The organism is Desulfovibrio cuneatus DSM 11391, from assembly GCF_000430005.1.
GTDB classification, from domain to species: Bacteria; Desulfobacterota; Desulfovibrionia; order Desulfovibrionales; family Desulfovibrionaceae; genus Frigididesulfovibrio; species Frigididesulfovibrio cuneatus.
On record NZ_AUCY01000010.1, the window covers coordinates 80,976 to 103,357 of the forward strand.

22 protein-coding genes are annotated in these 22,382 nt (G+C 52.2%); 13 read left to right on the forward strand and 9 right to left on the reverse strand.

The features are described 5' to 3' along the window. Window positions 1-78: 78 nt before the first annotated feature. The 4 genes from G497_RS0101290 to G497_RS0101305 all read left to right on the forward strand — a co-directional run bounded on the left by G497_RS0101290 (window position 79) and on the right by G497_RS0101305 (window position 4,220). Window positions 79-1,020 (forward strand): ribose-phosphate diphosphokinase, encoded by a 942-nt coding sequence (locus tag G497_RS0101290; RefSeq protein ID WP_027186789.1) that lies wholly within the window; start codon window positions 79-81, stop codon window positions 1,018-1,020. Between the two features lie 110 nt (window positions 1,021-1,130). Then, entirely contained in the window at window positions 1,131-1,727 is a 597-nt protein-coding gene (locus tag G497_RS0101295; RefSeq protein ID WP_027186790.1) for a 50S ribosomal protein L25, read from the forward strand. 411 nt (window positions 1,728-2,138) lie between these two features. Beyond that, window positions 2,139-3,053 carry a manganese-dependent inorganic pyrophosphatase gene (locus G497_RS0101300; RefSeq protein ID WP_027186791.1) on the forward strand — a complete coding sequence of 305 codons (915 nt, stop codon included), beginning with the start codon at window positions 2,139-2,141 and terminating at the stop codon, window positions 3,051-3,053. 153 nt (window positions 3,054-3,206) lie between these two features. After that, window positions 3,207-4,220 carry a glycosyltransferase gene (locus G497_RS0101305; protein WP_027186792.1) on the forward strand — a complete coding sequence of 338 codons (1,014 nt, stop codon included), beginning with the start codon at window positions 3,207-3,209 and terminating at the stop codon, window positions 4,218-4,220. Window positions 4,221-4,227: 7 nt separating this feature from the next. Here the strand turns inward: G497_RS0101305 and G497_RS0101310 are convergent, their stop codons facing one another. Next, on the reverse strand, window positions 4,228-5,550 hold the full coding sequence (locus tag G497_RS0101310; protein WP_027186793.1) for an amidohydrolase family protein: 1,323 nt from the start codon (window positions 5,548-5,550) through the stop codon (window positions 4,228-4,230). A 330-nt stretch (window positions 5,551-5,880) separates the two neighbouring features. Between G497_RS0101310 and G497_RS0101315 the strand changes: the two genes are divergently transcribed. Together G497_RS0101315 and G497_RS0101320 are read left to right on the forward strand one after the other, a co-directional pair. Beyond that, the gene (locus G497_RS0101315) at window positions 5,881-6,318 is read left to right on the forward strand and encodes a hypothetical protein (RefSeq protein ID WP_027186794.1); all 438 of its coding nucleotides are present in this window, start codon (window positions 5,881-5,883) and stop codon (window positions 6,316-6,318) included. A 77-nt stretch (window positions 6,319-6,395) separates the two neighbouring features. Next, window positions 6,396-7,730, forward strand: coding sequence for a glycosyltransferase (locus tag G497_RS0101320; protein WP_027186795.1), 1,335 nt, complete (start codon window positions 6,396-6,398; stop codon window positions 7,728-7,730). Between the two features lie 15 nt (window positions 7,731-7,745). Here G497_RS0101320 and G497_RS0101325 read toward each other — a convergent pair whose 3' ends face one another. The 4 genes from G497_RS0101325 to G497_RS0101345 all read right to left on the reverse strand — a co-directional run bounded on the left by G497_RS0101325 (window position 7,746) and on the right by G497_RS0101345 (window position 13,123). Next, window positions 7,746-9,152: a sigma-54-dependent transcriptional regulator gene (locus G497_RS0101325; RefSeq protein ID WP_027186796.1), complete on the reverse strand. Its 1,407-nt coding sequence runs from the start codon at window positions 9,150-9,152 to the stop codon at window positions 7,746-7,748. Next, a complete protein-coding gene (locus G497_RS16105; RefSeq protein WP_084515848.1) occupies window positions 9,142-10,413 on the reverse strand; it encodes a two-component system sensor histidine kinase NtrB in 1,272 nt (423 codons plus the stop codon). Before G497_RS16105 ends, G497_RS0101325 begins: the two co-directional genes overlap by 11 nt. Further along, a complete protein-coding gene (locus G497_RS0101335) occupies window positions 10,407-11,555 on the reverse strand; it encodes an iron-containing alcohol dehydrogenase (RefSeq protein ID WP_027186797.1) in 1,149 nt (382 codons plus the stop codon). The genes G497_RS16105 and G497_RS0101335 overlap by 7 nt, the downstream gene beginning before the upstream one ends. 386 nt (window positions 11,556-11,941) lie before the next feature. After that, window positions 11,942-13,123 (reverse strand): iron-containing alcohol dehydrogenase, encoded by a 1,182-nt coding sequence (locus tag G497_RS0101345; protein ID WP_027186798.1) that lies wholly within the window; start codon window positions 13,121-13,123, stop codon window positions 11,942-11,944. Between the two features lie 579 nt (window positions 13,124-13,702). Between G497_RS0101345 and G497_RS0101355 the strand changes: the two genes are divergently transcribed. The 4 genes from G497_RS0101355 (at window position 13,703) to G497_RS16110 (ending at window position 16,988) form a co-directional block, all read left to right on the forward strand. After that, window positions 13,703-15,811: a methyl-accepting chemotaxis protein gene (locus tag G497_RS0101355; RefSeq protein ID WP_169726950.1), complete on the forward strand. Its 2,109-nt coding sequence runs from the start codon at window positions 13,703-13,705 to the stop codon at window positions 15,809-15,811. A gap of 203 nt (window positions 15,812-16,014) precedes the next feature. After that, the gene (locus tag G497_RS0101360; protein WP_027186801.1) at window positions 16,015-16,458 is read left to right on the forward strand and encodes a lysozyme inhibitor LprI family protein; all 444 of its coding nucleotides are present in this window, start codon (window positions 16,015-16,017) and stop codon (window positions 16,456-16,458) included. A gap of 31 nt (window positions 16,459-16,489) precedes the next feature. Further along, a complete protein-coding gene (locus G497_RS0101365; RefSeq protein WP_027186802.1) occupies window positions 16,490-16,768 on the forward strand; it encodes a hypothetical protein in 279 nt (92 codons plus the stop codon). A gap of 1 nt (window position 16,769) precedes the next feature. Next, window positions 16,770-16,988: a hypothetical protein gene (locus G497_RS16110; protein WP_034636054.1), complete on the forward strand. Its 219-nt coding sequence runs from the start codon at window positions 16,770-16,772 to the stop codon at window positions 16,986-16,988. A 679-nt stretch (window positions 16,989-17,667) separates the two neighbouring features. Here the strand turns inward: G497_RS16110 and G497_RS19530 are convergent. The 4 genes from G497_RS19530 to G497_RS0101390 form a co-directional block, all read right to left on the reverse strand. Beyond that, a complete protein-coding gene (locus G497_RS19530) occupies window positions 17,668-17,898 on the reverse strand; it encodes a hypothetical protein (RefSeq protein ID WP_084515852.1) in 231 nt (76 codons plus the stop codon). Between the two features lie 152 nt (window positions 17,899-18,050). Beyond that, entirely contained in the window at window positions 18,051-18,335 is a 285-nt protein-coding gene (locus G497_RS0101380; protein ID WP_034636056.1) for a DUF6953 family protein, read from the reverse strand. A gap of 6 nt (window positions 18,336-18,341) precedes the next feature. Then, on the reverse strand, window positions 18,342-18,536 hold the full coding sequence (locus G497_RS0101385) for a YodC family protein (protein ID WP_027186805.1): 195 nt from the start codon (window positions 18,534-18,536) through the stop codon (window positions 18,342-18,344). A 72-nt stretch (window positions 18,537-18,608) separates the two neighbouring features. Next, the gene (locus G497_RS0101390; protein WP_027186806.1) at window positions 18,609-18,857 is read right to left on the reverse strand and encodes a hypothetical protein; all 249 of its coding nucleotides are present in this window, start codon (window positions 18,855-18,857) and stop codon (window positions 18,609-18,611) included. A 352-nt stretch (window positions 18,858-19,209) separates the two neighbouring features. Here G497_RS0101390 and G497_RS0101395 point away from each other — a divergent pair, with 352 nt between their 5' ends. The 3 genes from G497_RS0101395 to G497_RS0101405 all read left to right on the forward strand — a co-directional run bounded on the left by G497_RS0101395 (window position 19,210) and on the right by G497_RS0101405 (window position 22,348). Beyond that, complete coding sequence (locus G497_RS0101395; RefSeq protein ID WP_027186807.1) at window positions 19,210-19,482, forward strand: type II toxin-antitoxin system TacA family antitoxin; 273 nt, start codon at window positions 19,210-19,212, stop codon at window positions 19,480-19,482. After that, window positions 19,470-19,985, forward strand: a complete 516-nt coding sequence (locus tag G497_RS0101400) for a GNAT family N-acetyltransferase (protein WP_245576330.1) — start codon at window positions 19,470-19,472, stop codon at window positions 19,983-19,985. The genes G497_RS0101395 and G497_RS0101400 overlap by 13 nt, the downstream gene beginning before the upstream one ends. A gap of 584 nt (window positions 19,986-20,569) precedes the next feature. Then, a complete protein-coding gene (locus G497_RS0101405; protein ID WP_027186809.1) occupies window positions 20,570-22,348 on the forward strand; it encodes a methyl-accepting chemotaxis protein in 1,779 nt (592 codons plus the stop codon). Window positions 22,349-22,382 lie beyond the last annotated feature (34 nt).

The window sequence follows — 22,382 nt, forward strand, 5'->3', positions numbered from 1 at the left end:
TACTCTTGGGGCGGTTTTTTTCTTTTTGGCGTTGTGAAATTTTTTGCCATCAACACTTAGCCGTGGAAGCGCACTGCCATGCAAGGTCCCCTCAAGATACTTACCGGCACATCCAACCCCGCCCTCGCCAACGCCATATGCGAGCACTTGCAGTGTTCCCTTACCCCGGCCATGTGCGAAACCTTTAGTGATGGTGAAATTCGTGTTGAAGTAGGCGACAATGTGCGCGGGTGTGACGTATTCGTCATTCAGCCCACATGTGCCCCTGTTAACTTCAACCTTATGCAACTGTGCCTGTTGCTGGACGCCCTCAAGCGCGCCAGCGTGGGCCGGGTAACGGCTGTGGTGCCTTACTACGGCTATGCCCGCCAAGACAGAAAAGTGAGCCCCCGTGCGCCCATTAGCGCCAAAATGGTGGCAGATTTTCTGGAAGCTGCCGGCATGCACCGCCTTGTTACCGTAGACCTGCACGCAGGCCAGATTCAGGGCTTCTTTAACGGCCCGGTGGACAACCTGTTTGCTGGCCCTGTTATGCTTGACCACATTCGCCAGCTTGGTAAAGAATTTGTGGTGGTTTCCCCCGATGCTGGTGGTGTAGAGCGCGCCCGTGCCTATGCCAAGCGCATGGGAGCTGGCCTTGCCATTATTGACAAACGCCGCGACCGCCCCAACCAGGCCAGCGCCATGCACGTAATTGGCGATGTGCAAGGCAAAGCCGCCCTCATTGTGGACGACATGGTAGACACGGCAGGCACCATGGTGGCAGCAGGCGAAGTACTGCTGAAAAATGGTGCTACAGAAGTTATGGCCTGCGCAACCCACCCTGTGCTTTCAGGCCCAGCCCTGGACCGCCTGTGTAATTCCGCATTTTCCCAAATTTTCGTTACAGACACCATTCCTCTTGGTGACAAACAGCAAATTTGCTCCAAAATCAAAGTGATTTCGGTAGCAGGCCTTCTGGCCAAAGCAATTCGTAACATTCATACTGAATCCTCCGTCAGTGTCCTTTTTAATGAATAACAGCCTTTTTTCACCTAAAGAGTATATGTACTCTAAGTGAATCTGTTCTTATTAAAAAGGTCCGTCAGCAACGGCGCTCCGTCATGGCTGAGGTTCCCAAGGAGAAACACATGTCCCGACTGCAACTGAAAGCAACTGTTCGCACCACCAAGGGTAAAAACGCATGCCGCAAACTGCGCGCCGTAGGGCAAATTCCGGCTGTATTCTACACCCCTGAAGGCAAAACCGCTTCTGTACAGGTGCGTGAATCTGAACTGATGCGTGTATACAACACCACTGGCCGTACTGCCATTTTCGACCTGGAAATTGACGACAACGGCAAAACCACCACCTGCCCCTGTCTGGTGTGGGACGCAGAATACTACCCCACCAAGCAGCGCTTCCAGCACGTTGACTTTTACGGCGTGGACATGAACAAAGAAGTGCGCGTGCGCGTACCCCTTGAGTTTGTGGGCACACCCAAGGGTGTAAAAGTGGGTGGTAAAATGGACCTGTACCGCGACCAGATTCATATTTTCTGCAAGCCTGGCGATTTGGTACAAAAAGTTGTGGTTGATATCAACAAGTTTGACATCAACACAGGCATGCGCATTGCTGACCTGCCCCTGCCCCAGGGCGTGCGTGCCAGCTTTGACGACAACTACCCCATTCTGTTTGTGGCTGCCCCTGGCGGCGCGCCTGAAGAAGACACAAAGGGCGGCAAGTAACACCTGCTGCTTCCTGAATACAACAAAGGCCGGGCTTGTCCCGGCTTTTATTGTTTAGGAAAACGCCTTCAGCCCCTCCCCCATGGCCTACTGGCTCCTCAGGGACCACTGCTCAAGTGGCACTGCTCAGCCCCATGCCCAGGCAAGTGAAAATCCCATGTTTGAAGAAAGCACATAATCCACACATTTTACAGGACAAATGAATTCTAATTATGGGTGGATTATGGTCTTTTTACTTTGCCACAAGACATAGGGAAACACGTAAACAGTGTTTCCCTTATAAAAAAATCCAGAAAAACCGCAGGAAGGACTTGGCAAGCAAAGCACTTTGTGCTATTTTACACAAATTCAAGCGGCATATTTTTGCGCGACTTGCGCATGCACTCCCCAAATTCCTTACGGAGGAAACTCATGGCAGCTCTTGTCATCGGTCACAAAAACCCGGACACCGATAGCGTTATTTCCGCCATTGCGGTTGCAGACCTTATGTCAAAACGCGGTACAGCTTGCCAGGCTGCTGCCCAGGGCGCACCCACTCCTGAAACCGTATTTGTTCTGGAAAAATTTGGGCTGAAGGCACCGGAAGTAGTTACTTCTGTTGCTGGTAAGCAAGTAGTGCTGGTTGACCATTCCGACCTGCCCCAGGCCCCGGCCGACCTGAAAGATGCAGAATTGATTGCTGTGGTAGACCACCACAAACTGGGCGATGTAACCACTTCCAGCCCACTGCTTATGTGGGTTTGGCCTGTGGGCTGCACCTGCACTGTCATTAAAAACATGTACGACTTTTACGGCATTGAAATTCCCAAAAATATTGCCGGTGGCCTGCTCTGCGCCATTCTTTCCGACACCGTTATCTTCAAGTCCCCCACCACCACGGATGAAGACAAGAAAGCTGTGGAAGGCCTGGCAAAAATTGCTGGCGTAACAGACTACAAAGCCCTTGGCATGGATATGTTCAAGGTAAAATCTGCTGTAGACGGCGTGCCCGCCCGCGACCTTGTGTTCCGCGACTACAAAGACTTTGACATGAGCGGCAAAAAAGTGGGCATTGGCCAGCTTGAAGTTATCGACCTTGCCATGCTGGACGGCATTAAAGCCGAACTGGCAGCCGAGCTTGCAAAGGTAAAGGGCGAAGGCCGCCACAGCGCCTTCCTGCTGCTTACCGACATCATGAAAGAAGGCTCGGAAATGCTTATTTGCACAGACTGCCCTGATATTGTGGAAAAAGCCTTTGGTGTAAAAGCCGACAAAAGCGTGTGGCTGCCCAAAGTAATGAGCCGCAAAAAAGACGTTGTGCCCAAGTTTGAAGCTGCTTTTAAATAAGCACCTGCTGCCATGTATTGTAAAAGGCCGCCCTTGGGGCGGCCTTTTCGCGTTATTGCTTCGTGCTGCCCTGTAGCACCATGTTGGCACTCTTCCCCAGGGGAGCACACGTTCCCACTTGATTCTCATCCCCCCGCAGTATACACTGCTAGGATGCGTATATATTACCACATTAGCAAATATATCAGCCACAGCACGGCCGGGGTTGCCTTCATTCGTGCCTTACGTGCAAACGGGGTTGAAGTTCTCACCGGGGAAAGTGATGCGACAGGCTGCCAAGCCGCTATCATTCACGACGACCCCTTGCACCTGCCCATTCTGTTTAGCCAGCGCCCAGATGTGGCGGGGCTGCCCTTTGCGGCTTATGCGGTGTGGGAAGGAAGCGAACTACCCGCCAGCTACCCGGAACTGTTGGCCCCTGCCGCCCAGGTTTGGACATGTTCGCACTTCAGCCAAAGCCTTTTTTTACCCCATTTGCCAAACACCCATGTGGTGCCACACATTGTGACGCGGCCTGTTCCTTCCGCAGCAGACGTGCGCTATGCCAGGGAAGCCACCGGTGCAGACGATGGGGCCATTCTGTTTTTCTCTATTATTGACGGCTTAAACCCCAGAAAAAACCTGGAAGGGCTTCTTGCCGCATTCAATGCCTTGCGCACCAGGGTTTGTGTGCCTGTGCGCCTGGTGATAAAGCAATATCGTGTTACCCTTCCGTTGCAGCATATTCCCGGTGTTCGCAGCATGGAAGGAGACCTGACCCCAGGCCAAATAGGTGCCTTGCACGCCATTTCCCATGCCTATGTCAGTGCGCACCACGCTGAAGGCTGGGGCCTGGGACTTTCTGAAGCCATGGCCTTTGGCAAGCCCGTTATTGCCACAGGCTATTCCGGGAACATGGAATTTATGGACGCAAGCAACAGTATTCCCCTGCCATACACCATGGTTCCCGTTTCCCAGCGCATGTGTTCCCTGCTCCCTGTGTTTACCCCGCAAATGCATTGGGCCGACGTGGACATACGCAGAATGACAGACGCCATGAAACTTGTGGTAGACAAACGCCTGCCCACAGAGATGTGCCGCAATGCCGCAGCCATTACCCAGCGCTTTTCCCAAGAACTCATTGGTGCGCATATGCACTCCCTTCTCCAACAATTTGCAACGCCATAACGTTGTTTTACCGAAGCGCTCGGTTTTCCCGAACCCAGCGCACAAGCCCCTCCATCTCTTGCAGCAGTAGCGGGTAATCAATGGTGGTATAGCGGCCATCCTGGTACACAATGCGCCCGTCCACTACTGTCAGGCACACTTCATGGGCTGAAGCGGCATACACCACCTGGGAAACCGGGGTAAAACAGGGCTGCATGTTGGGGCGGCGCATATCCAAAGCAATCACATCTGCCGGGGCCCCCGGTTGCAAGCAACCAAGGCCTTCCCAGGCCAGGGCCGTGGCCCCACCCAAAGTTGCCATGTCCAGCACGGCCTGGGCTGGCACAAGGGTGGGGTTTTGCCCCACAACTTTGTGCAGCAAAGCACACTCATTCATTTCAGCAAACATGTTCAGGGCGTTATTGCTGGCAGCGCCATCCGTACCCAGGGCCACAGGTACCCCTGCCGCCAGCAAGGCTGGCACCGGGGCCACGCCAGAGGCCAACTTCATGTTACTTTTGGGGTTATGCACCACGCATACCCCCCGCTGGGCTAACAGGGCTATTTCTTCAGGCAACAGCTCAACGCCATGGGCAATGCTGGTGCCCGGCATCAAAAGCCCCAGGCGTTCAGCATAGGCCACAGGCCGCAGCCCATGCAGACTCTGGCTTTGCTCTGTTTCCGTGGCTGTTTCCGCAAGGTGAATGTGCAGGGGCAGGTTATGCTGGTGGGCAAAAGCCATGCACCGTTCCAGCAATGGGGCTGTGGTGGTGTACACACTGTGCGGGGCCACCACAAGGCGCACCCGTTCATGCCCTTGCCAGTATTTTACCTGTTCTTGCAGCAAGGCAAATGCCTCTTCTTCCGTGGCATAGGCCGGGGAAGGGAAGGAAAAAATTCCCTCCCCTACCCGCGCTTTTATGCCAGCAGCCCCCATGGCCCTGCTGGCCGCCTGGGTGAACAAATACATATCCTGGCAGGCGGTAGTGCCTGTGGCCAACATTTCCGCGCAGCCAAGCAGGGTGCCAATTTCCACAATTTCTTCTGTCAGGTGTTTTTCCACAGGGAAAATATGGTTGGTCAGCCAGTCCATGAGGGGTAAATCATCTGCCATGCCGCGCAAAAAGGTCATGGCAGCATGGGTGTGCCCGTTTACCAGTCCGGGCATAAGCAGGGTATGCTCAAGGTGCACGGTGTTGCCTGCCGTACATTGCTCAAAGCTGGCAGCAGGGCCAAGGGCCGCCACCTTGCCCTGGGAAATGGCCAGGCAGGCATCTTCCAGCACCTCACGGGAGCTATTTTGGGTCAGTATATATTTGGCAAAGAGCAGCATGTCATATTGTGGGTGCATGGGGCCTCCTGTAGTTGCGAATAGCAAGGGGAACAAATTGCAATCCTTGAATTATACCTGCACAGCGGGCGCTTTTCAAAGAAAAAATAGCATGCGGCAAAACACGGCCGATGGAACCGGCGTTTGCTTAATACTCATGCGTGGCAAAATATCACAGGCAAACCGGGCAAGTACCTTGTCAAGCACGGAAAAACTGTCTAAGATGCTTACTCTCTCAATAGCGCAGAAGAACCTCTTTTCCCTGCAAGCCGCCTTGCACACACAATGCCAGCAAGGCACTGGGCAATGCAACCAAAATTGTGCTTGTGGCACAAGGCAAAACGAGCAAACATGAAAACAGACCAAAGGCGCCAGCTTGTATTTACCACCCTTATGGGGCGCTTTGCCAGCAACCATGCACGCCGCCACGAAGCATTAAGCGACGTGCTGGGCCTTACCGTGCCGGGGGTAGACGAAACCGCCGCCCAGAACATTGCACGCCTGGTACCCATGCTGCCTCAAAGTTTGTATGAAAAATGGGTAAACCTGTTTTGCGACACCTTTTTTGCCACCACACCAGAAAGCCAACTGACCCATTTATGCACCCCAGGGGAAGAAAATGAAGCCGTGCTGGCTTTGGTGTTCCTCATGTTTATGGAATCTGCCCGCATGGAACAGACAATTGCGGAAGATTTACGCACCCTGGGCATTGCCGTGGGGAACAACGATGAGGAAGGAACAGCCCTTGGCTTGTGGTTGCGACAAAAAATGACAGCAGGCAGCCACTAAGGAAACACTGCGTTATTACGCTTTGAAAGCGCGGCTCCACTTACCTTCAATCCCAGCCAGGTGCTGCACACATACGTATGAACATACTTTTTATTCATCAAAATTTTCCTGGGCAATTTTTACACCTTGCCCGGTACGCCGCAGCCCAGCCCGGCAACAAGGTTATTGGCCTTGGTGAAGCGGAAAACATTATGCGCCGCGGTTCCCTGCCGGGCATTACCACCCTTGGCTATGCCAAGCCCGCCGGGGCCGGGAACGAAACGCACCATTACTTGCAAAACACGGAAGCCGAAACACGGCGCGGCCAAACGGTGTTGCGTTCATTGGTTACCTTGCGCAAACAACATTTTGAGCCAGACGTTATTTGCCTGCACCCCGGCTGGGGTGAAGGGCTGTTCATACGCGACCTGTTCCCCCACACGCCTGTGATTATGCTGGCGGAATTCTTTTTCCGCTCTGGCGAGGCAGACATTGGCTTTGACCCGGAATTTCCCGTTTCCCTGGACTGGCTGTGCAGCGTGCGTTTGCGCAACACTACCCAGCTTATTTCCCTGGAACAGGCCAATGTATGCTCAAGCCCCACGGCATGGCAGGCTTCCCGCTACCCCTGGTACATTCAGGAACGCTCTGTGGTGCAGCATGACGGTATTGACACAACCTTTATGTGCCCAAACCCCCATGAAACACTCACCATTCAGCCCCTTGCCACCCCTGGCGACAGCATGGTGGTGGCCGTGAATGAAACCCCCATTCCCAGCACAGCAGAAGGACAGCAGCAGCCCAAGGGGGCACCCATTACCTTTACCCGGGAAACCCCTGTTATTACCTACATGGCGCGTAACCTGGAACCGTACCGGGGCTTTCATACTTTCATGCGGGCCTTGCCCCAAATTCAAAAAAACCACCCCGATGCCCACATTCTTATTGTGGGGGGCACCAGCACAAGTTACAGCCCGGCACCTGCCACTGCCAAAAACTACAAAGAGCAGTACCTTACAGAACTGCACAACCAGCTCGACCTTTCCCGCATCCACTTTCTTGGGCGCATACCGTACCTGGCACTTCGGGCCATGTTCCGCATTTCCAGGGCCCACGTGTACCTTACCTACCCCTTTGTGCTTTCCTGGTCTGTGCTGGAAGCCATGGCCTGCGAAACGCCCCTTGTGGCTTCCAACACAGCCCCGGTGCAAGAAGTGGCCACCCACGAAAAAACCGCCCTGCTGGTGGACTTTTTTGACCCGGCAGCTGTTGCCGCAACCATCCAGCGCACCGTGAATTGCCCGGAGGAAATAGCCCCCATGCGCCGTGCAGCACGCCAGGTGGTTGTGGAGCGCTACGAACTGAAAAACTGCCTTGCAGCAAACTATGACCTGCTGCAAAAAGCCGCAGCCGGGGCCTTTCCCTTACGCTAATAGCAACCAATGCGGCTATGGTTCCAGCAGGCTTGCCAATTTGCGGTACAGCGTTTTACGGGAAATGCCAAGCAACAGGGCCGCCTGGCGTTTATTGCCATGGGTACTTGCCAGCACCGCCTGAATATGGCGCAGTTCCATGGCAGCCAGGGGGGAAAGCCTTTCTTGTGGGCTTGCGGCACCCGCCTGGGGCACGGCCCCCAGCGGTTGAGCTTGCGGCATGGTGTCAGGCAACTCAGGCACGGCGGTACGCAACAATTCCTGCGGCAGGCAGTCCGGGGTAATTATTCCCTGTTCCGCCAAAATCAGCCCCCGTTCCATCACATTACGCAGTTCCCGAATATTGCCGGGCCACGAATAGGCCAGTAAATGGACCATGGCTTCCGGCGTTACCTGGCCTGAATTTGGCCCCTTATGCAGCATGGCAAGGAAGTGGCTGACCAGGGCTGGAATATCTTCCTGGCGCTTGGCAAGTGGGGGCAGATGAATGCGGAACACGTTGATGCGGTGGAACAGCGCCTCATGAAAACGCCCCTGGGCCACTTCTTCTGCCAAGTCCCTGTTGGTAGCAAACAAAAAGCGTACGTCTGCGTGGCGTTCCTCTTTTTCCCCCACCCGGCGGTAGCGCTTATTTTCCAGCACCCGCAAAAGCTGGGCCTGCACATCCAGGGAAAGTTCCCCTACTTCATCAAGAAACAGCGTGCCCCGGTGGGCATGGCTTAACAGTCCTTCTGTCGCACTCACGGCATGGGTAAACGCCCCTTTGGCGTGGCCGAACAATTCTGTCCGGGCCAGTTCCGGCTGCAAGCCCGCACAATTCTTCACCACAAAAGGCATGGCAGCCCGCAGGCTGGCCCGGTGCAACGCAACTGCCGTAACGTCTTTACCGGTGCCGGAAGCACCCGTTATAAGCACAGGCACATCTGTGGGGGCCACCTTTTCCACAAGCAGGCGCACCTGCTGCACCGGGGGAGTGTGCCCCACCATGGTAGATATATTCCCCTTGGCGGCAAAGCGCAGCCCGGCGTTTTCCCGCTCCAGGCGGGCATGTTCCAGGGCCCTGCACAGCACCACTTCCAGCTTTTCCAGGGGAAACGGCTTGGTCACAAAATCATAGGCTCCCTCGCGCATGGCCCGCACTGCCAGTTCCACATCGGCGTAGCCTGTCATCACCACCACCTTGGCCTGGGGGCAACAGCGCCGCACAAAGGGCAAAAGGTCAAGGCCGTTGCCATCGGGCAGGCGTACATCCAGGAGCAGTGCATCAAACGGCTCGCGCTCGCACAGGGCACGCGCTTCTGTTAAAGAGCCCACAGCACGCACCTGCCGGGCCGGGGTTGCCAGTTCCTTTTGCAGCAAGCGGCAAATGGATTCTTCGTCATCCACCACCAGCACAGAACACATGGAAACATCAACCGCCATATACCCCCCTGCCTGTGCCCGGCCCGGTGGCAAGGCCTTCTCCCTCACCTGCTGGGGTATTTATCCCTTCACCCGCAAGGGGCAACCGAACAGAGGCACACGTGGCCCCCTGGGGGGTGCTTGCCAGGGCAATACGCCCGCCATGGGCCTGCACCATGGTGTAACACATGGAAAGCCCAAGCCCCAGCCCCTTGGGCTTGGTGGTGAAGAACGGTTCAAAGACGGAGGCCAGATTCTCCTGGGCAATGCCTTTGCCGGAATCTTCCACTTCCAGCACCACTTCCCCCTGTTCCACACGGGTACGCACAGTAATAACCCCTGTACCACCTTCTTCGCCCGCTGCGCTTACGGCATCAAGGGCGTTGGTCACCAGGTTCAGCAACACCTGGCGCAACTGGGTGTCGTCTGCATAAATTTTGGGTAAACCGCTGGCAAGGTCAAGACAAAATAATACCCTGTGATGCAATTTTATGTTGTGGCGTAATAGGGAAAGTGTTTCTTCTATCAACGAATGCAAGCACACAAGACGTAGCAGTGGCGCGGAGCGGCTAAAATTCATCAGGGTTTGCACAATGTCGCGGCAGCGAATGCATTCGCGCACAATGGTGTCGGTATATTCTGCAAGGTCACGCCGCAATTCTTCCGGCACAGTGTCTTCCAGCAGGGGCAACCGCCTCTTAATGCCTTCGGCAAAGCCGCTTACTGCGGTGAGTGGGTTATTGATTTCATGAGCCACCCCGGCAGCCAGCATGCCCACGGAAGCCATTTTTTCCGTCTGGTACATTTGGGCCTGCATCTGTTTTTGCAGGGTCACATCGCGCTTGAACACCAGCACACCGCGCCCCTGTTCCCCCGGCAGGGGGGAAGCCACCATGTCGAAATGCATGGTTTTGTCGTGAACATGAAAAATAGCGGTTTCCCGGCACACATCACCGCTGTGCAGGGAACGCAGCGCCGGGCAGCCTGGGCACACCCCACCCCTGGCATGGAAAAACTGGTGGCAGAACTTGCCCACAACGTCTTCATTGGGAAACAGAGAGTGGAATACCCGATTTACGGAAACAATACGCAACTCTTCATCCAGCACCATCATCAGGTCGGCAATACCTTCTAAAATGGCCTGGTTGGCAAGGCGCTGGTGTTCCGAGGCCGCGTGGGCCTTGCGCAGCTCCACCATTTTCCGCTGCCATTCGCTGTAAAAGCCAAGCTTTGTCTGGCTTACGCCCAGCACATCTTCAATGGAAGGAAGGTGGTTCACCATGCCTCCTGGCAAATTTCAAGCAATTGCTCTGCCCCGGCTGGGCGTGGGTTGGTCAGCATGCAGGCATCCTTCACCGCAGCCTGGCACAGCTCTGGCAGTTGCTCCTTGGCCTGCGGCGGCAACACAGCCCCAAGGCGCACAGGTGCCCCCAGGGTGCTGAAGCGCTCATAGAGCAAGGCAATACCCTGCTCCACTGCCGCCGGGCCGGCAAAGGAATGGTCAGGAAACAGCAAGCCCAATATTTCCGCTGTTTTTGCCGGGCTGTGGGACGCATTAAACCGCAAGACAACAGGCAGCAAAATAGCGTGCATACCACCATGGGGCATGTCAAAACGCCCGCCAAAGGCGTGGGCCAGGGCGTGCCCCACCCCAAGGCTGGCATTGCTAAAGGACATGCTGGCCGCAGCACTGGCAAGGCACAGCCCTTCCAGGGCGGCAGGTTCCCCGGCAAAGCAGCCCCGTTCCGCATGTTCGTTCCACAAGCGCAGGGCCAGCCGGGCCTGGGTTTCCGTAAAGGGGGAAGCTGCCGTGGAAATGAACGATTCCACTGCATGGGCGAGGGCGTCTATGCACGAATCCACCAGCAGCCCACGCCCGGCAGACTGCAAAAAATCGGGGTCAATAATAGAAATGTTGGGAATAAGCGAGCGGCTGATGAGAGACATTTTGAGCTTGCGCTGCACATCGGTAATAATAGCAAACTGGGAAAGGTCGGAACCGCTGCCCGCAGTGGTGGGCATAAACAACATGGGGGGCAAGGGGTGGGTTACCCGGTTGGCCCCTTCATACTCTGCAATATTCCCCCCATTGCTTACAAGAATGCCAATGCCCTTGGCCGTGTCCATGGGGCTGCCACCCCCAACGGCCACAATAACGTCTGCGCCGGATTCACGGTATAACGCCGCCCCGGCGTGCACCTGGCAATCACGCGGGTTGGGCTGCACCTGCAAAAACTCCACACAGGTTAGCCCGGCCTGAGCAAGGTGGCCACGTACCACATCCAGCCAGCCAGCCTGAGCAAGGCCTGGGTCGCTTACCAGAAACACCGTTTCCCCGCCAAGGGCCGCTGCACAGGCACCCACATGGGCCATGCTGCCCCTGCCAAACAAAATTTCCGGTATGGCAAACTTGGTAATACGCACAAACCCTCCCAAACGGCTACGCATTGTGGCTACGCCTTACTTTACACACACCCAGTGGCATAGCTGCTTTCACAAAAAACTGACTGCTGCGCGGTGCTGCAATACGCACACTCACATCCCGTTAGTTGTACATGCCCCACCCCCAGGAAGCAAGCCTGGCCTGCGGGGGAAACAGGGCCTGCACACGCTGCCGGGTAAACAGCAAAGCCCCCCACTGCGTACCGCTGAACCACCAATGAAAAATGCCCTTCTAAGCAGTGTTACCCGTTACGGCAGCACCCTTAGAAGGACAGATCATATTACGATGAGGGAGGCACCAGAGAAGTCGCGCAGGAGCGCAACCCTGGTGCCCATGACCCTACAAAACAAAGACGGCAAGGCAAATGCTACAGGGCAGACTGGTAAATGGCTGCGATTTGGGCATCATTAGCTTTACGCGGGTTAGTAAGCATGCAGGCATCGCGCTGGGCGTTTTTGGTCATGATGTCAATGTCTTTTGCCTGCACGTTTTTCCCGTAGCGCTTGCCAAGTTCCACAAGGCCGGAAGGAATGCCTACGTCTGCTGAAAGGGTACGAATGGCTTCAATACCTTTCAGGGCAGCTTCACGCGGGGTCAGCCCAGCGGTGTTTTCGTCTAACAGGCGGGCAATAGTGCCGTAGCGGCCCATGCGGGCAATAAAGTTGAACTGGCACACATGGGGCAACAGAATGGCGTTGCATTCACCATGGGGCAAGTCATAAAAACCGCCAAGCTGGTGGGCCATGGCATGCACATAGCCAAGGCTGGCGTTGTTAAAGGCCATGCCTGCCAGGAACTGGGCGTGGGCCATTTGTTCACGCGCTTCCATGTTGGAACCGTCGCCCACGGCTTTGCGCAGGTATTTGGCAATAAGCACAATGGCTTTTTCCGCGCATGCGTCTGTCATGTGGGTGGCTGCGGTGGAAACAAATGCCTCCACTGCGTGGGTCAGGGCGTCCATGCCTGTAGCTGCGGTAAGGGACGGGGGCATGCCTACCATGAGCAGGGGGTCGTCAATGGCGGTGTTGGGGGTAACACGCCAATCCACAATGGCCATCTTCACCTTGCGGCTGGTGTCGGTAATAATGCAAAAGCGGGTCATTTCCGAAGCGGTGCCCGCGGTGGTGTTCACGGCAAGGTACGGGGGCAAAGATTTTTTCGATTTATCCAGCCCTTCATAATCATGAATTGCGCCACCATTGCTTACCACAAGGCCAATGCCCTTGCCACAGTCGTGGGAGCTACCGCCGCCAAGGGTAATCAGGGAATCGCACTTGTTGTCTTTGTAAACCTGCACGCCTTTTGCCACGTTAACGTCTGTGGGGTTGGGCACGGTTTCATCGTAAATGGCATAATTCAATTTGGCGGCTTTCAGTTGCGCCTCTATTTGGGCGGTAATGCCGCAGGCGGTAATGCCCTTATCTGTTACCAAAAGAGGTTTTTTGGCACCAAGGGCCTTAATGCGGGCGGGAATTTCCTTGTGTGCGCCAATACCAATAAGGGTTACCCGGGGCATAAAAAAGCCGGATACTTGTTCAATGCTAGCCATACGATCTCTCCTGTTGTAGGGGCATGCCGCGCATGTTTACCCACCATGGGGAAAATGACTGCGGCACGCCTGGATTCACAAAGGGTCATTCCAATTGCCTACAAGGTAGCAAAAACAATGCCGTTTTTTACACCAAGGGCGTGTGCAGGAGAAATAAGTACAAAAATATATGGACTTGCGCCGCAACCCCTTGGGCGACCAGCGTTTTGAAATAAACAAAATAATAACCACAACAACACCTGCCGCTGCCTGCACGGCAACTTCCCATAAAAACAGCTCCTTCCACATAAGGACAGGTGCAGCAAAAAGACACACACATGTATCATAAGGTAACATGTGTGTGTCACACAGAAAGAAGGGGTACCCAGCCCCAAAAGTATTGCCAAGCATCCAGAAAAAGCAAAGCCTTGCAGCTACCTTCCGCAAGATGGCATGTGCCTTTATACTGCCCCCCTCTGCCGCCATGCAATCGCTGCTAAACTTTATTTGCACAAATGTCGATATGACATTACACTTAAAGAATTCACCTTCCACATCGACATATACTGCGTTGCGTTAGCAACGCTTCAGAGGTGCCCTGTGTCAATTCGTACCAGAATAGTCATGCTTGTTTCCCTCAGTGTGCTCATTATAGTATGCCTTGCATCCGCTATAATATACCGCACTGCTTCCAGAAATGCCTTACGCCAGTTTGAGCAACAGTCACAAAGCCAATTGCTCCGCATTGATGATATCATTGCCACGTACCTGAGCAGTGGGCAAACCATTGTTACCACCCTGGCTGCCAAACAGGAACTGCTTGATGCCCACGACAAGCTGACTGATTATTCCCAAACGCAAGAAGCCACCCCCCTGGTTGTGGATGAAATGGCACCCGAAGTAAAAGCCGTTTATACCCTGCTCAGCAACACCAAAAACCTGGCACCCAATGTCGACTTGGTGTTGTTTGGCACCCTGAACAAAGGCTACATCCGCGGCCCTGCCAAAAACGTTGCCAAAGGGTACGACCCCACAACCCGTGGCTGGTTCAAGTTGGCTGCCTCCGGCAACAGCCCCTATACCATTACAGACCCGTATGTTTCCACCACCGGGCAAATGGTTATTACCGTTTCTGCCCCTGTGCGCCTCAGTGGCAAAATAATTGGCGTAACCGGGGTAGACTTCAGCCTGCAACCCCTTGTAGACAGGCTGACAGCAACAAAAATCGGCCAAACAGGCCACATTGTCTTGTTTGATAAAGCCGGAAGGGTCTTTGTAGACCCCCACACAAAAACAGACGCTATTGCAGGCCAGTTCCGCAACAACACAACGTTGCAAGAAAGCGCCCTGCTTGAGCTTGGCAAAATGCAACCCGGCACCACCACAATCAACAGGCTTGGCACAAGCTACATGGTTAATGTTGTGCAGTTTGCGGATACGGGCTGGCGGGGCGCTGTGCTCATAAGCCAGGAAGAAGTCATGGCAGACACCAACAAGCTCATCAGCCAGGTGCTTATGGGCTGTGGCGTTGCCGGGCTTATTCTTATTCTTGCGGGCATGGCCATTGCCGCAGGCATTACCAACCCGCTGTATACTTTAATGAACAAGGTGAACAAGGTGGCCACAGGCGACTTTACGGCCTTTGACAACCAAGCCTTGCCAAAAATGCCTGAAGTAAAGAACCTGACGGAAAACATTCAGCGCATGATAGGCCAAATTGTGGGGCTTATTTCTTCCACCCAGGCTAAAGCCAAAGAAGCGGAAGAGAACAGCCTTGCCGCCCGCAATGCCCTGAAAGCCGCCGAAGCAGCCCAGGAACAGGCTAACAGAGCAACCCATGAAGGCCGGGTGCAGGCGGCAGGCAAGCTGGAAAACATTGTGGAACAGGCCGCCCATGCTGCCACTTCCCTTACCAGCCAAATTGAAGCCACCGTTGACAGCGCCCAAATGCAGTTGCGAAAAACGGAAGAATCGGAACATGCCATTGGTTCCATGCTGAATATGGTTTCCGACGTGGCCCGTTACGCCCAAGATGCAGGCGCAAGCACAGAAGAAACGCGCCACAATGCCAAAGAAGGCGAACAAATAGTCACCAAAGTAAAAGATATTATTCATGACGTGGACACCCACACCGAGCAGCTTAGTGAAAGCCTGGGAGCCTTGGGCGATAAAGCGCAAGGCATTGGCAACATCATGGTTGTTATTACAGACATTGCCGACCAGACCAACCTTTTGGCCCTGAATGCCGCCATTGAAGCCGCGCGAGCAGGTGAGGCCGGGCGCGGGTTTGCCGTGGTGGCAGACGAAGTGCGTAAACTGGCAGAAAAAACCATGGTGGCCACCAAAGAAGTGGGCGACGCCGTGAAAGCCATTCAGCAGGGAACAAACCTCAGCATTTCCCTTGCAGAACAATCGGGCACCATTGTGAAGCAGTGTACGGAACTGGCCCAAAATGCAGCGGATGCCCTGAACAACATTGTAAAAGCCGCAGAACGCAGCAGCATGCAAGTGGAAGCCATTAATGACTTTTCCACAAAACAGACCAGGGCCAGCGACGAATTAAGCCGCAATACAGAGGAAATATCCATGGTGGCCAACACCAGCGTTGTGCTGATGCAGGAATCGCAACAGGCTGTTATGGCAATTTCCGATCTGATTATTCAGATTAAAGATTTTATTGAGGAACTGAAAGCCAATACCCAGGCATAGTCCTTAATACACAGCATACACCAACGACAGATGTGGAGTTGATCCACAAGCAACTGAAATAACAAAACGTTGGGTTATTCCCCTTGGTCCCATAAGAGAAAGAACATAAACGAGCTGGCGTGCGGTGTTGCCGTGCCAGCTCGTTTATTGTTACAACGCACAACACAGGCAATAACGCTTCACCCCATAAACCAAGAGGCCTTATGCGTCCAATACAGTTGATTTTTTTTGGTTTGATTATGTACGTAGCAACACCAGCGCTTGCCGCCTCAACAGACCCTGTTCTTGGGGAGCGGGCCTTGCGTGAGGAATGCAGTGCCTTCCCCCAAGCAGAAATGCACGTCTGCCTGGCGCAGAAAGCCGAAAGCAGCGAGAAGGCGTTGCGGCAAGCCGAGGATGAGGTAGCTCGCCTCCTCTCAAAATGGGATGAGGATAAACAGTACGTTAACCAAGCCAAAGAAAAACTTGCCACATCCAACAAAAATTTCTCCAACTACCGTGATTCCCAATGCCAATTCCTGGCTTCGCTCAGTGGAGGTGGCGCTGGCAACGCGCACGAAATACGCCGCCTGGCATGCATTGCGGAACTCAATAACAGACGAACCCAGCAACTACGCGACGCGGTGTCTGATTTGCCATTACAATAGCTCACATGCGGGAGCAGGTCTGGCGATATTCATGCGCCCGGTTCTGCACGTTATCGCAAAAGCTTTGAGCTTGGGCGTTACGTTCATTTACATAGCAGATAGCTCCATTACATTGATTTTGCTAACAATGTACGTTGTGACAACAATTCAAAATGTAGCGGGAATGCAGCAAGATAGCTTAGAAAGAGTGTTGCTTTGTGTGACGGCAGGCGGCATTGCTATCTATGCTTTTGTTACAGAAGCAATGAAGAATACAAGAAAGTTTGATGCATATACTGAAAAGATGCATAGACACATTGCGGAAGTGTAGCATGTACGCAGTAATAGGAATTACATTGATAGTGTTCACGATTGCAAGCGGTTTTTATCTTGACAGGCAACAATTCAACAGAAAAAATATTGCCGGAGTGCAGGAATTTAGCAGTTACGGCTCACTTGTAAAAACACGCATAATAGAAGGCACAATAAAAGCAATGAGTATTGCATCTGGGCTTGCAGGCATCGGCTTCATCATTGTACATTTTTCGTGAAACACAACAGAGTAGCAAAAAAGGGGCATCCAGGAGGGTGCCCCTTCATAAAAGAACTTTATATAAAAATGCTCCCTATCCTCCCATACTAGACATATGATACTTAATTATGCTTTATTTATACAAAAGCAAAGGAGGAATAAATGCCAATCCGTTACAAGGCCATCGGTTTTTCATATGAGGAACACAAAAAATACGCTCAATTATGCAAAATAGTGCGTATGTATGCACCTTGGTCTAATTATTGTAATAAGCTTCATTGGGAAATGGAAAAGTTACTTGCTCATGAAGGGTATAAAATCGACTTTTGCCGGGGCCGGAGGCACCCGCCTGAAGAGGGAAATTATTATAGCCCCTACCTGGAAGGCCCAGATCCAGTTTTACCAATTTATTCATTGGATGAATGTTACAAAGAACTGCACCTACTAATCACGAACCTTGAAACATCAGATGCTCCAACATGTGCGACCAATGCAATAAAATATGCACACAAAGCCATAGAGCACCTCCAACGGTCCAGTAGGACCAAGTACTTTCCTCAGTATATTAAGTGGGTCAATAAATTAAATCCAAACAATATAGTGAATAATGAGTGCAAATAACAAGTGGCTATATCAAATGATATTCAGTAGTCAGAAAGAAATAAGGGCACCCTGTTGGATGCCCTTATTTATATTTCTTAATCATCATTCTCTGCATAACTTTCTCTTACAGTACCTATCTTTGTTTGCCCTGGAACGTGGTTCCCGTCTCCGTCAAGAACATCTACAGTAAGACCAGGATATTGCTTACTAAAGCGACGATCTTTCCATTCTTTAACGGTCATATCATTTTTTGCCGCATTTACCATGCCATACTGTGGCAAATTAGCTTTATCCGAGCGCAAGTTTTTACTTTCAGAAGTTTTCATAACTACAGAAAACCCTTCAACATCCCAAATTTTTTTTCAACAGACTTAACTCTTGCCACATTATCTCCTTAAAATTTGGCCTATGTGAAACCATATTGTTTTCAAGATTTTGAACTTCCATCGAAGTCCATTTTTGCCCTAAGTACCTAGAACTATTCCTGCATACGACCTGGAGCATCAAATTTATCCCGCAACCGCCACATCCGTTCTCCACGATCCCAGATTACAATATTATCAGATATCTTTCTGAATATCTTCAATATATCCCTATGAATAGCTTGATTACCATTATCATTAAGATATGAGAACTCCTCCCCGAAGTTTAATATAATAGATGATACGGCATGATCTTGGTACAAGGCACCGTCTTTTTCAACTGTGGCAATCATCCATTCTGCTATTTGCTGGGGCGTAATTTCTTTTGGCTCTTTTGGCATATAAGGTTATTTTTTGGGCTCAGGTTCAACGTATGATTGCAACGCCTCATAATTAAAATTCTCTTTATTACTCTTTGTCCCTGCAAACCATACACACGTGCATGAAAGCGGAAATGTGACAGAATTAACAGTCATTTTCGGGCCTCCAGATTTAAGCTGGACAAGGTCGCCAATTTTAAATTTTTGCTTGTTATCGGTCATGATATTTCCATGCATAGTTATAGGTTGTCTTGAAAATTTTAGTTAAAACAACGTTCCACTCAGCTATCAAGCTTAACGTTCTTTATTTGATTGAACTAAAACAGAAGCCGCAAGTTCTTTTGTAAGTTCGCTAGACCGAATACTCTTCAACGCCGCAGAAGCCTTTGCTTCCATATCTGCCCCAGTTTGCTTACCCGAAGCAGCTTGTGCTAATGCAGAAGCTGCAAGGCTCCTCTGGATTGCAGAAGCATTTTCATCTTGTAAGACTTGCCCCGCAATGCTTGCAATCTTCTGCGAAGTTTTCTTTTTATTTTCTGCCATAAAAACTCCCGTAGTAGATTATTTTTGCCATAGATTTTTATAATGACCACAAAATAATTATATTAAAAATAATGCGTTATTTCAAGAAGTCAATAGTCATTTCCTGAATAAATACTGCATGAGCTATTGATCGTTCTTATCCGTTCCATTTCATGGTGCGCATCCGCACAACTCTCACGCCAAAGCCTCACAAATATGTATATTCACTTATTTCACTATAGAAGTAAACCCTTCTCCCAAAAACACCCAAGGCATATGGTAACAGCAAGCGCTTACCCCCCCCGCCGTATACACATTGTATTGACATCATCCCCCGCAGGCTTTATCTTTCCTCAACAAGGAAGGACACGCCATGAGCGCCACAGCCACCATAAATTTACGTATATCCGACGAGGAAAAAGCCCTTATCGACCATGCCGCGCAGAGCATGGGCAAAAGCCGCACGGCCTTTATTCTTGAAAATGCGGTACGTTGTGCGCAAGAAGCCTTGCTCGACCGCACCCGTTTTGTGCTTGATAGCAGCCAGTGGGAGCAGATTAATGCCGCCATGGACGCCCCCCCTACAGAAGGGCAGATTCAGGGTTTGCGTAAGCTGTTTGCCGCCCAAGCGCCATGGCAGAACTAAGTCGCGCCATGCTTTCAGTCCCCGCACCGCTCACCAAAGCCCACGCTCTCTCCCACTTTTCGTGCGGGGAGCATTTACTGGATGACTGGCTACGCCAACGGGCCATGAAGAATGAACTCTCCGGCGCAACCCGCACCTATGTGGTGTGTTCCGGTAAGGCGGTGGTGGGTTATTATTCGCTGGCAGTGGGCAGTATTGAACACCAATTCACACCGGGCAGTATCAGGCGCAATATGCCACAACCCATTCCTGTAATGCTTCTGGCCCGCTTGGCGGTGGACCAAAACCACACAGGGCAGAACATGGGCACTGGTATGCTGCGTGATGCCCTGCTGCGCACCCTGCAAGCGGCAACCATTGCTGGCATCAGGGCGCTACTTGTCCATGCCCTGCACGAAAGAGCTGCGTCATTCTACCTGAACCGGGGTTTTATAGTATCACCCTTTGACCCCTTGGTTCTGTTATTGAATCTTGACCATGCCAGGGCAACAATAGCCCCCTAACAAGACAAAGGCTTTTACTTCATAGATGCAACCCGTAAACTGCTCATAACCAACCGTCCGCAAGGATGGTTTTTTTTGCCCTTCTCTTGCACACCCTTGCCATTTCCCCACCATGAACCCAAAGCCCTAAATACAGAAAAAGCCCTTACAGCGTTTCCACTGCAAGGGCCTAATTTCTATGGTTGCGGGAGCAGGATTAAAATTTAAAACATAACATGTTGATACTTTTCAGATAAAATAAAAAATTAAAAACTGATACCCCCTCAAATACCCCCATATTATCTTGATGTGAAAAGATTTGGTTACACAAAGTGGGACAGAAATCGCCCACAGGTATATGCCATATACAAAAAACAAGCAGAGAGAAGAAAGAAAACCTGGAGTATTCCAGCAAGTGCACGCAGGAATAACGGAAAAGTCACGCTAATGTCACAAAAATGTCATAAATTATCCATGGCAAAGCGTGTTTGCTGCCGATATGCAATAATAAGCTCTGAGGTGCATTGCCCAAACAGGCCAATAACACTCTCATTCAAACATGTTCTTATTTTTGCCTGTAAATATACCGGAAGGATGGTCTTTTCATGTCTGTACGGACAAAGATTCTGCTTGGCATCTCGTTTCTGTTGGGGCTTCTCTTGCTTTCAGGGGGTGCAGGCTACTACGGCGTGCGTTCGCTTTGGGCAGAAACAGCAGCTATACGGGGGCAAGAAACCCAGCTTGTACAAGCTGCTAACGCGGCCCATATTTCCATGCTCACCCACAGGCGGTTTGAAAAAGACCTGCTGCTGAATGCAGGAGCAACTGAAAAACAAAAAGATTACTTGCAACGCTTCATGGCAGAAAATGACCGCTTGCAGCGCATACTCCAGAGCCTGCTGCAACTTGCTAGGAATGACGCCAGCATGCCGCGTGAAACCCGTGAAATGCTGGATTCTGCCCCAAACGACCTGAGTGTGTATATACAGGGGGTTAAGGGCGTGGCCGCCGAACTGTTTGCCCACCCGGAACTTACCCCGCAGCAGGGTAATAGCAAGATAGGGCAATTCAAAACGGCAACCTACCGCATTGAGCAGGCAGTAAATGCCGTGCTTACCTACAGTGCTGAAGCCATAAGCAGGCGCGAAGCCGAGCAGCAGGAAAACAATGAAAACATCAGCAGTCTCATCCTGCTTGTCCTTGCTGCGGGGGCCGGGAGTTCGCTGGTTATTGCCCTTGTGTTGCTCCGTTCTGTGACGCAGCCGATAATTGGGCTGATAAACTTTGCCCAAAATGTGGAAAAAGGCAATTTGGAAGCTGTTGCCCGTGGAACATATAAGGCTGACATGCTTGTTCTAAAACAGGCACTTGAGGCCATGGTAGCTTCATTGCGCACAGAAATGGCAGCTGCTGCAACGCAAGCCAGGGCAGCCCAGGTGGCAACCCAGGCAGCAAAAGAAGCTCAGGCTAAAACGGAAGAAGCCATGCGGCAGGCTGAAACCGCCAAGCAGGAAGGCATGGCCCAGGCAGGCAAGGCGCTGCAAGGTGTTATGCAGGAATTGCGCGCTACGGCAAAGGCTATTGAGCAATGTGTTGGCACAGCCAGTGATGGCACTCGTAAGCAGCAGGATCATACCCAGGGTATGGCAGGTGCCATTGGGCAAATGCGGGCCAGTGTGGAAGTAGTGGCCCAGCGGGGGGCCACCACTGCGGCGGAAAGCACCACGGCCTATACCGCCGCAACGAAAGGCCTGCAACGGGTGGAAGCCTTGGCAGGCTCCATGCAGGAAATATCGCAGCAGGTGGAAAACACTCGCCTTGGCCTGGGTGCGCTGGAAGAGAAAATGAACGGCATTGTGCAGATTTTGGGTAGTATTCGGGAAATTGCCGACCAAACCAATTTGCTGGCCCTGAATGCCGCCATTGAAGCTGCCCGCGCTGGTGAAAGTGGGCGCGGGTTTGCTGTGGTGGCTGATGAAGTGCGCAAACTGGCTGAAAAAACCATGACAGCCACAGGGGAAGTGCAGTCAGTTGTGAACAGCATTGGCACCGAAGTTGGTCATGTGGCAGAATGTATGCGCCTTTCCATTGCCTCTGTGGAAAAAGGGGTAAACCTGAGTCAGGAAACGGAGCACCATATTCGAGACATTGCTCATTCTACACAAGAAGCTGCCACCCAGGTGCAAAGCATTGCTGCGGCAGTGCAGGAACAAGCCGTCAGCAGTGAGGCGATAGAAAGAAATGCCACCGAAGTACACTCCATTGCCAGTGAAACGTTTACCTTAATGCACGAAGCTGAAACCAGAGTCGGCCACATCGGTTCCAGCGTGGCAACGCTGGAAACACTCGCAGCACAACTTATATCCGGTAAACAGATGCATTAATAACAGCAGGTTGGCATGGAGCCATTCAAGGCCG

Bases quoted from the DNA above. Each gene is read 5' to 3' on its own strand.
- G497_RS0101310 (WP_027186793.1), bottom strand. From the start codon at position 5,550: ATGCACCCACAATATGACATGCTGCTCTTTGCCAAATATATACTGACC.
- G497_RS0101365 (WP_027186802.1), top strand. From the start codon at position 16,490: ATGCGCCCGGTTCTGCACGTTATCGCAAAAGCTTTGAGCTTGGGCGTT.
- G497_RS0101320 (WP_027186795.1), top strand. From the start codon at position 6,396: ATGAACATACTTTTTATTCATCAAAATTTTCCTGGGCAATTTTTACAC.
- G497_RS0101315 (WP_027186794.1), top strand. From the start codon at position 5,881: ATGAAAACAGACCAAAGGCGCCAGCTTGTATTTACCACCCTTATGGGG.
- G497_RS16110 (WP_034636054.1), top strand. From the start codon at position 16,770: ATGTACGCAGTAATAGGAATTACATTGATAGTGTTCACGATTGCAAGC.
- G497_RS19530 (WP_084515852.1), bottom strand. From the start codon at position 17,898: ATGAAAACTTCTGAAAGTAAAAACTTGCGCTCGGATAAAGCTAATTTG.
- G497_RS0101345 (WP_027186798.1), bottom strand. From the start codon at position 13,123: ATGGCTAGCATTGAACAAGTATCCGGCTTTTTTATGCCCCGGGTAACC.
- G497_RS0101395 (WP_027186807.1), top strand. From the start codon at position 19,210: ATGAGCGCCACAGCCACCATAAATTTACGTATATCCGACGAGGAAAAA.
- G497_RS0101295 (WP_027186790.1), top strand. From the start codon at position 1,131: ATGTCCCGACTGCAACTGAAAGCAACTGTTCGCACCACCAAGGGTAAA.
- G497_RS0101360 (WP_027186801.1), top strand. From the start codon at position 16,015: ATGCGTCCAATACAGTTGATTTTTTTTGGTTTGATTATGTACGTAGCA.
- G497_RS0101405 (WP_027186809.1), top strand. From the start codon at position 20,570: ATGTCTGTACGGACAAAGATTCTGCTTGGCATCTCGTTTCTGTTGGGG.
- G497_RS0101385 (WP_027186805.1), bottom strand. From the start codon at position 18,536: ATGACCGATAACAAGCAAAAATTTAAAATTGGCGACCTTGTCCAGCTT.
- G497_RS0101380 (WP_034636056.1), bottom strand. From the start codon at position 18,335: ATGCCAAAAGAGCCAAAAGAAATTACGCCCCAGCAAATAGCAGAATGG.
- G497_RS0101390 (WP_027186806.1), bottom strand. From the start codon at position 18,857: ATGGCAGAAAATAAAAAGAAAACTTCGCAGAAGATTGCAAGCATTGCG.
- G497_RS0101325 (WP_027186796.1), bottom strand. From the start codon at position 9,152: ATGGCGGTTGATGTTTCCATGTGTTCTGTGCTGGTGGTGGATGACGAA.
- G497_RS0101400 (WP_245576330.1), top strand. From the start codon at position 19,470: ATGGCAGAACTAAGTCGCGCCATGCTTTCAGTCCCCGCACCGCTCACC.
- G497_RS0101300 (WP_027186791.1), top strand. From the start codon at position 2,139: ATGGCAGCTCTTGTCATCGGTCACAAAAACCCGGACACCGATAGCGTT.
- G497_RS0101305 (WP_027186792.1), top strand. From the start codon at position 3,207: ATGCGTATATATTACCACATTAGCAAATATATCAGCCACAGCACGGCC.
- G497_RS16105 (WP_084515848.1), bottom strand. From the start codon at position 10,413: ATGGTGAACCACCTTCCTTCCATTGAAGATGTGCTGGGCGTAAGCCAG.
- G497_RS0101290 (WP_027186789.1), top strand. From the start codon at position 79: ATGCAAGGTCCCCTCAAGATACTTACCGGCACATCCAACCCCGCCCTC.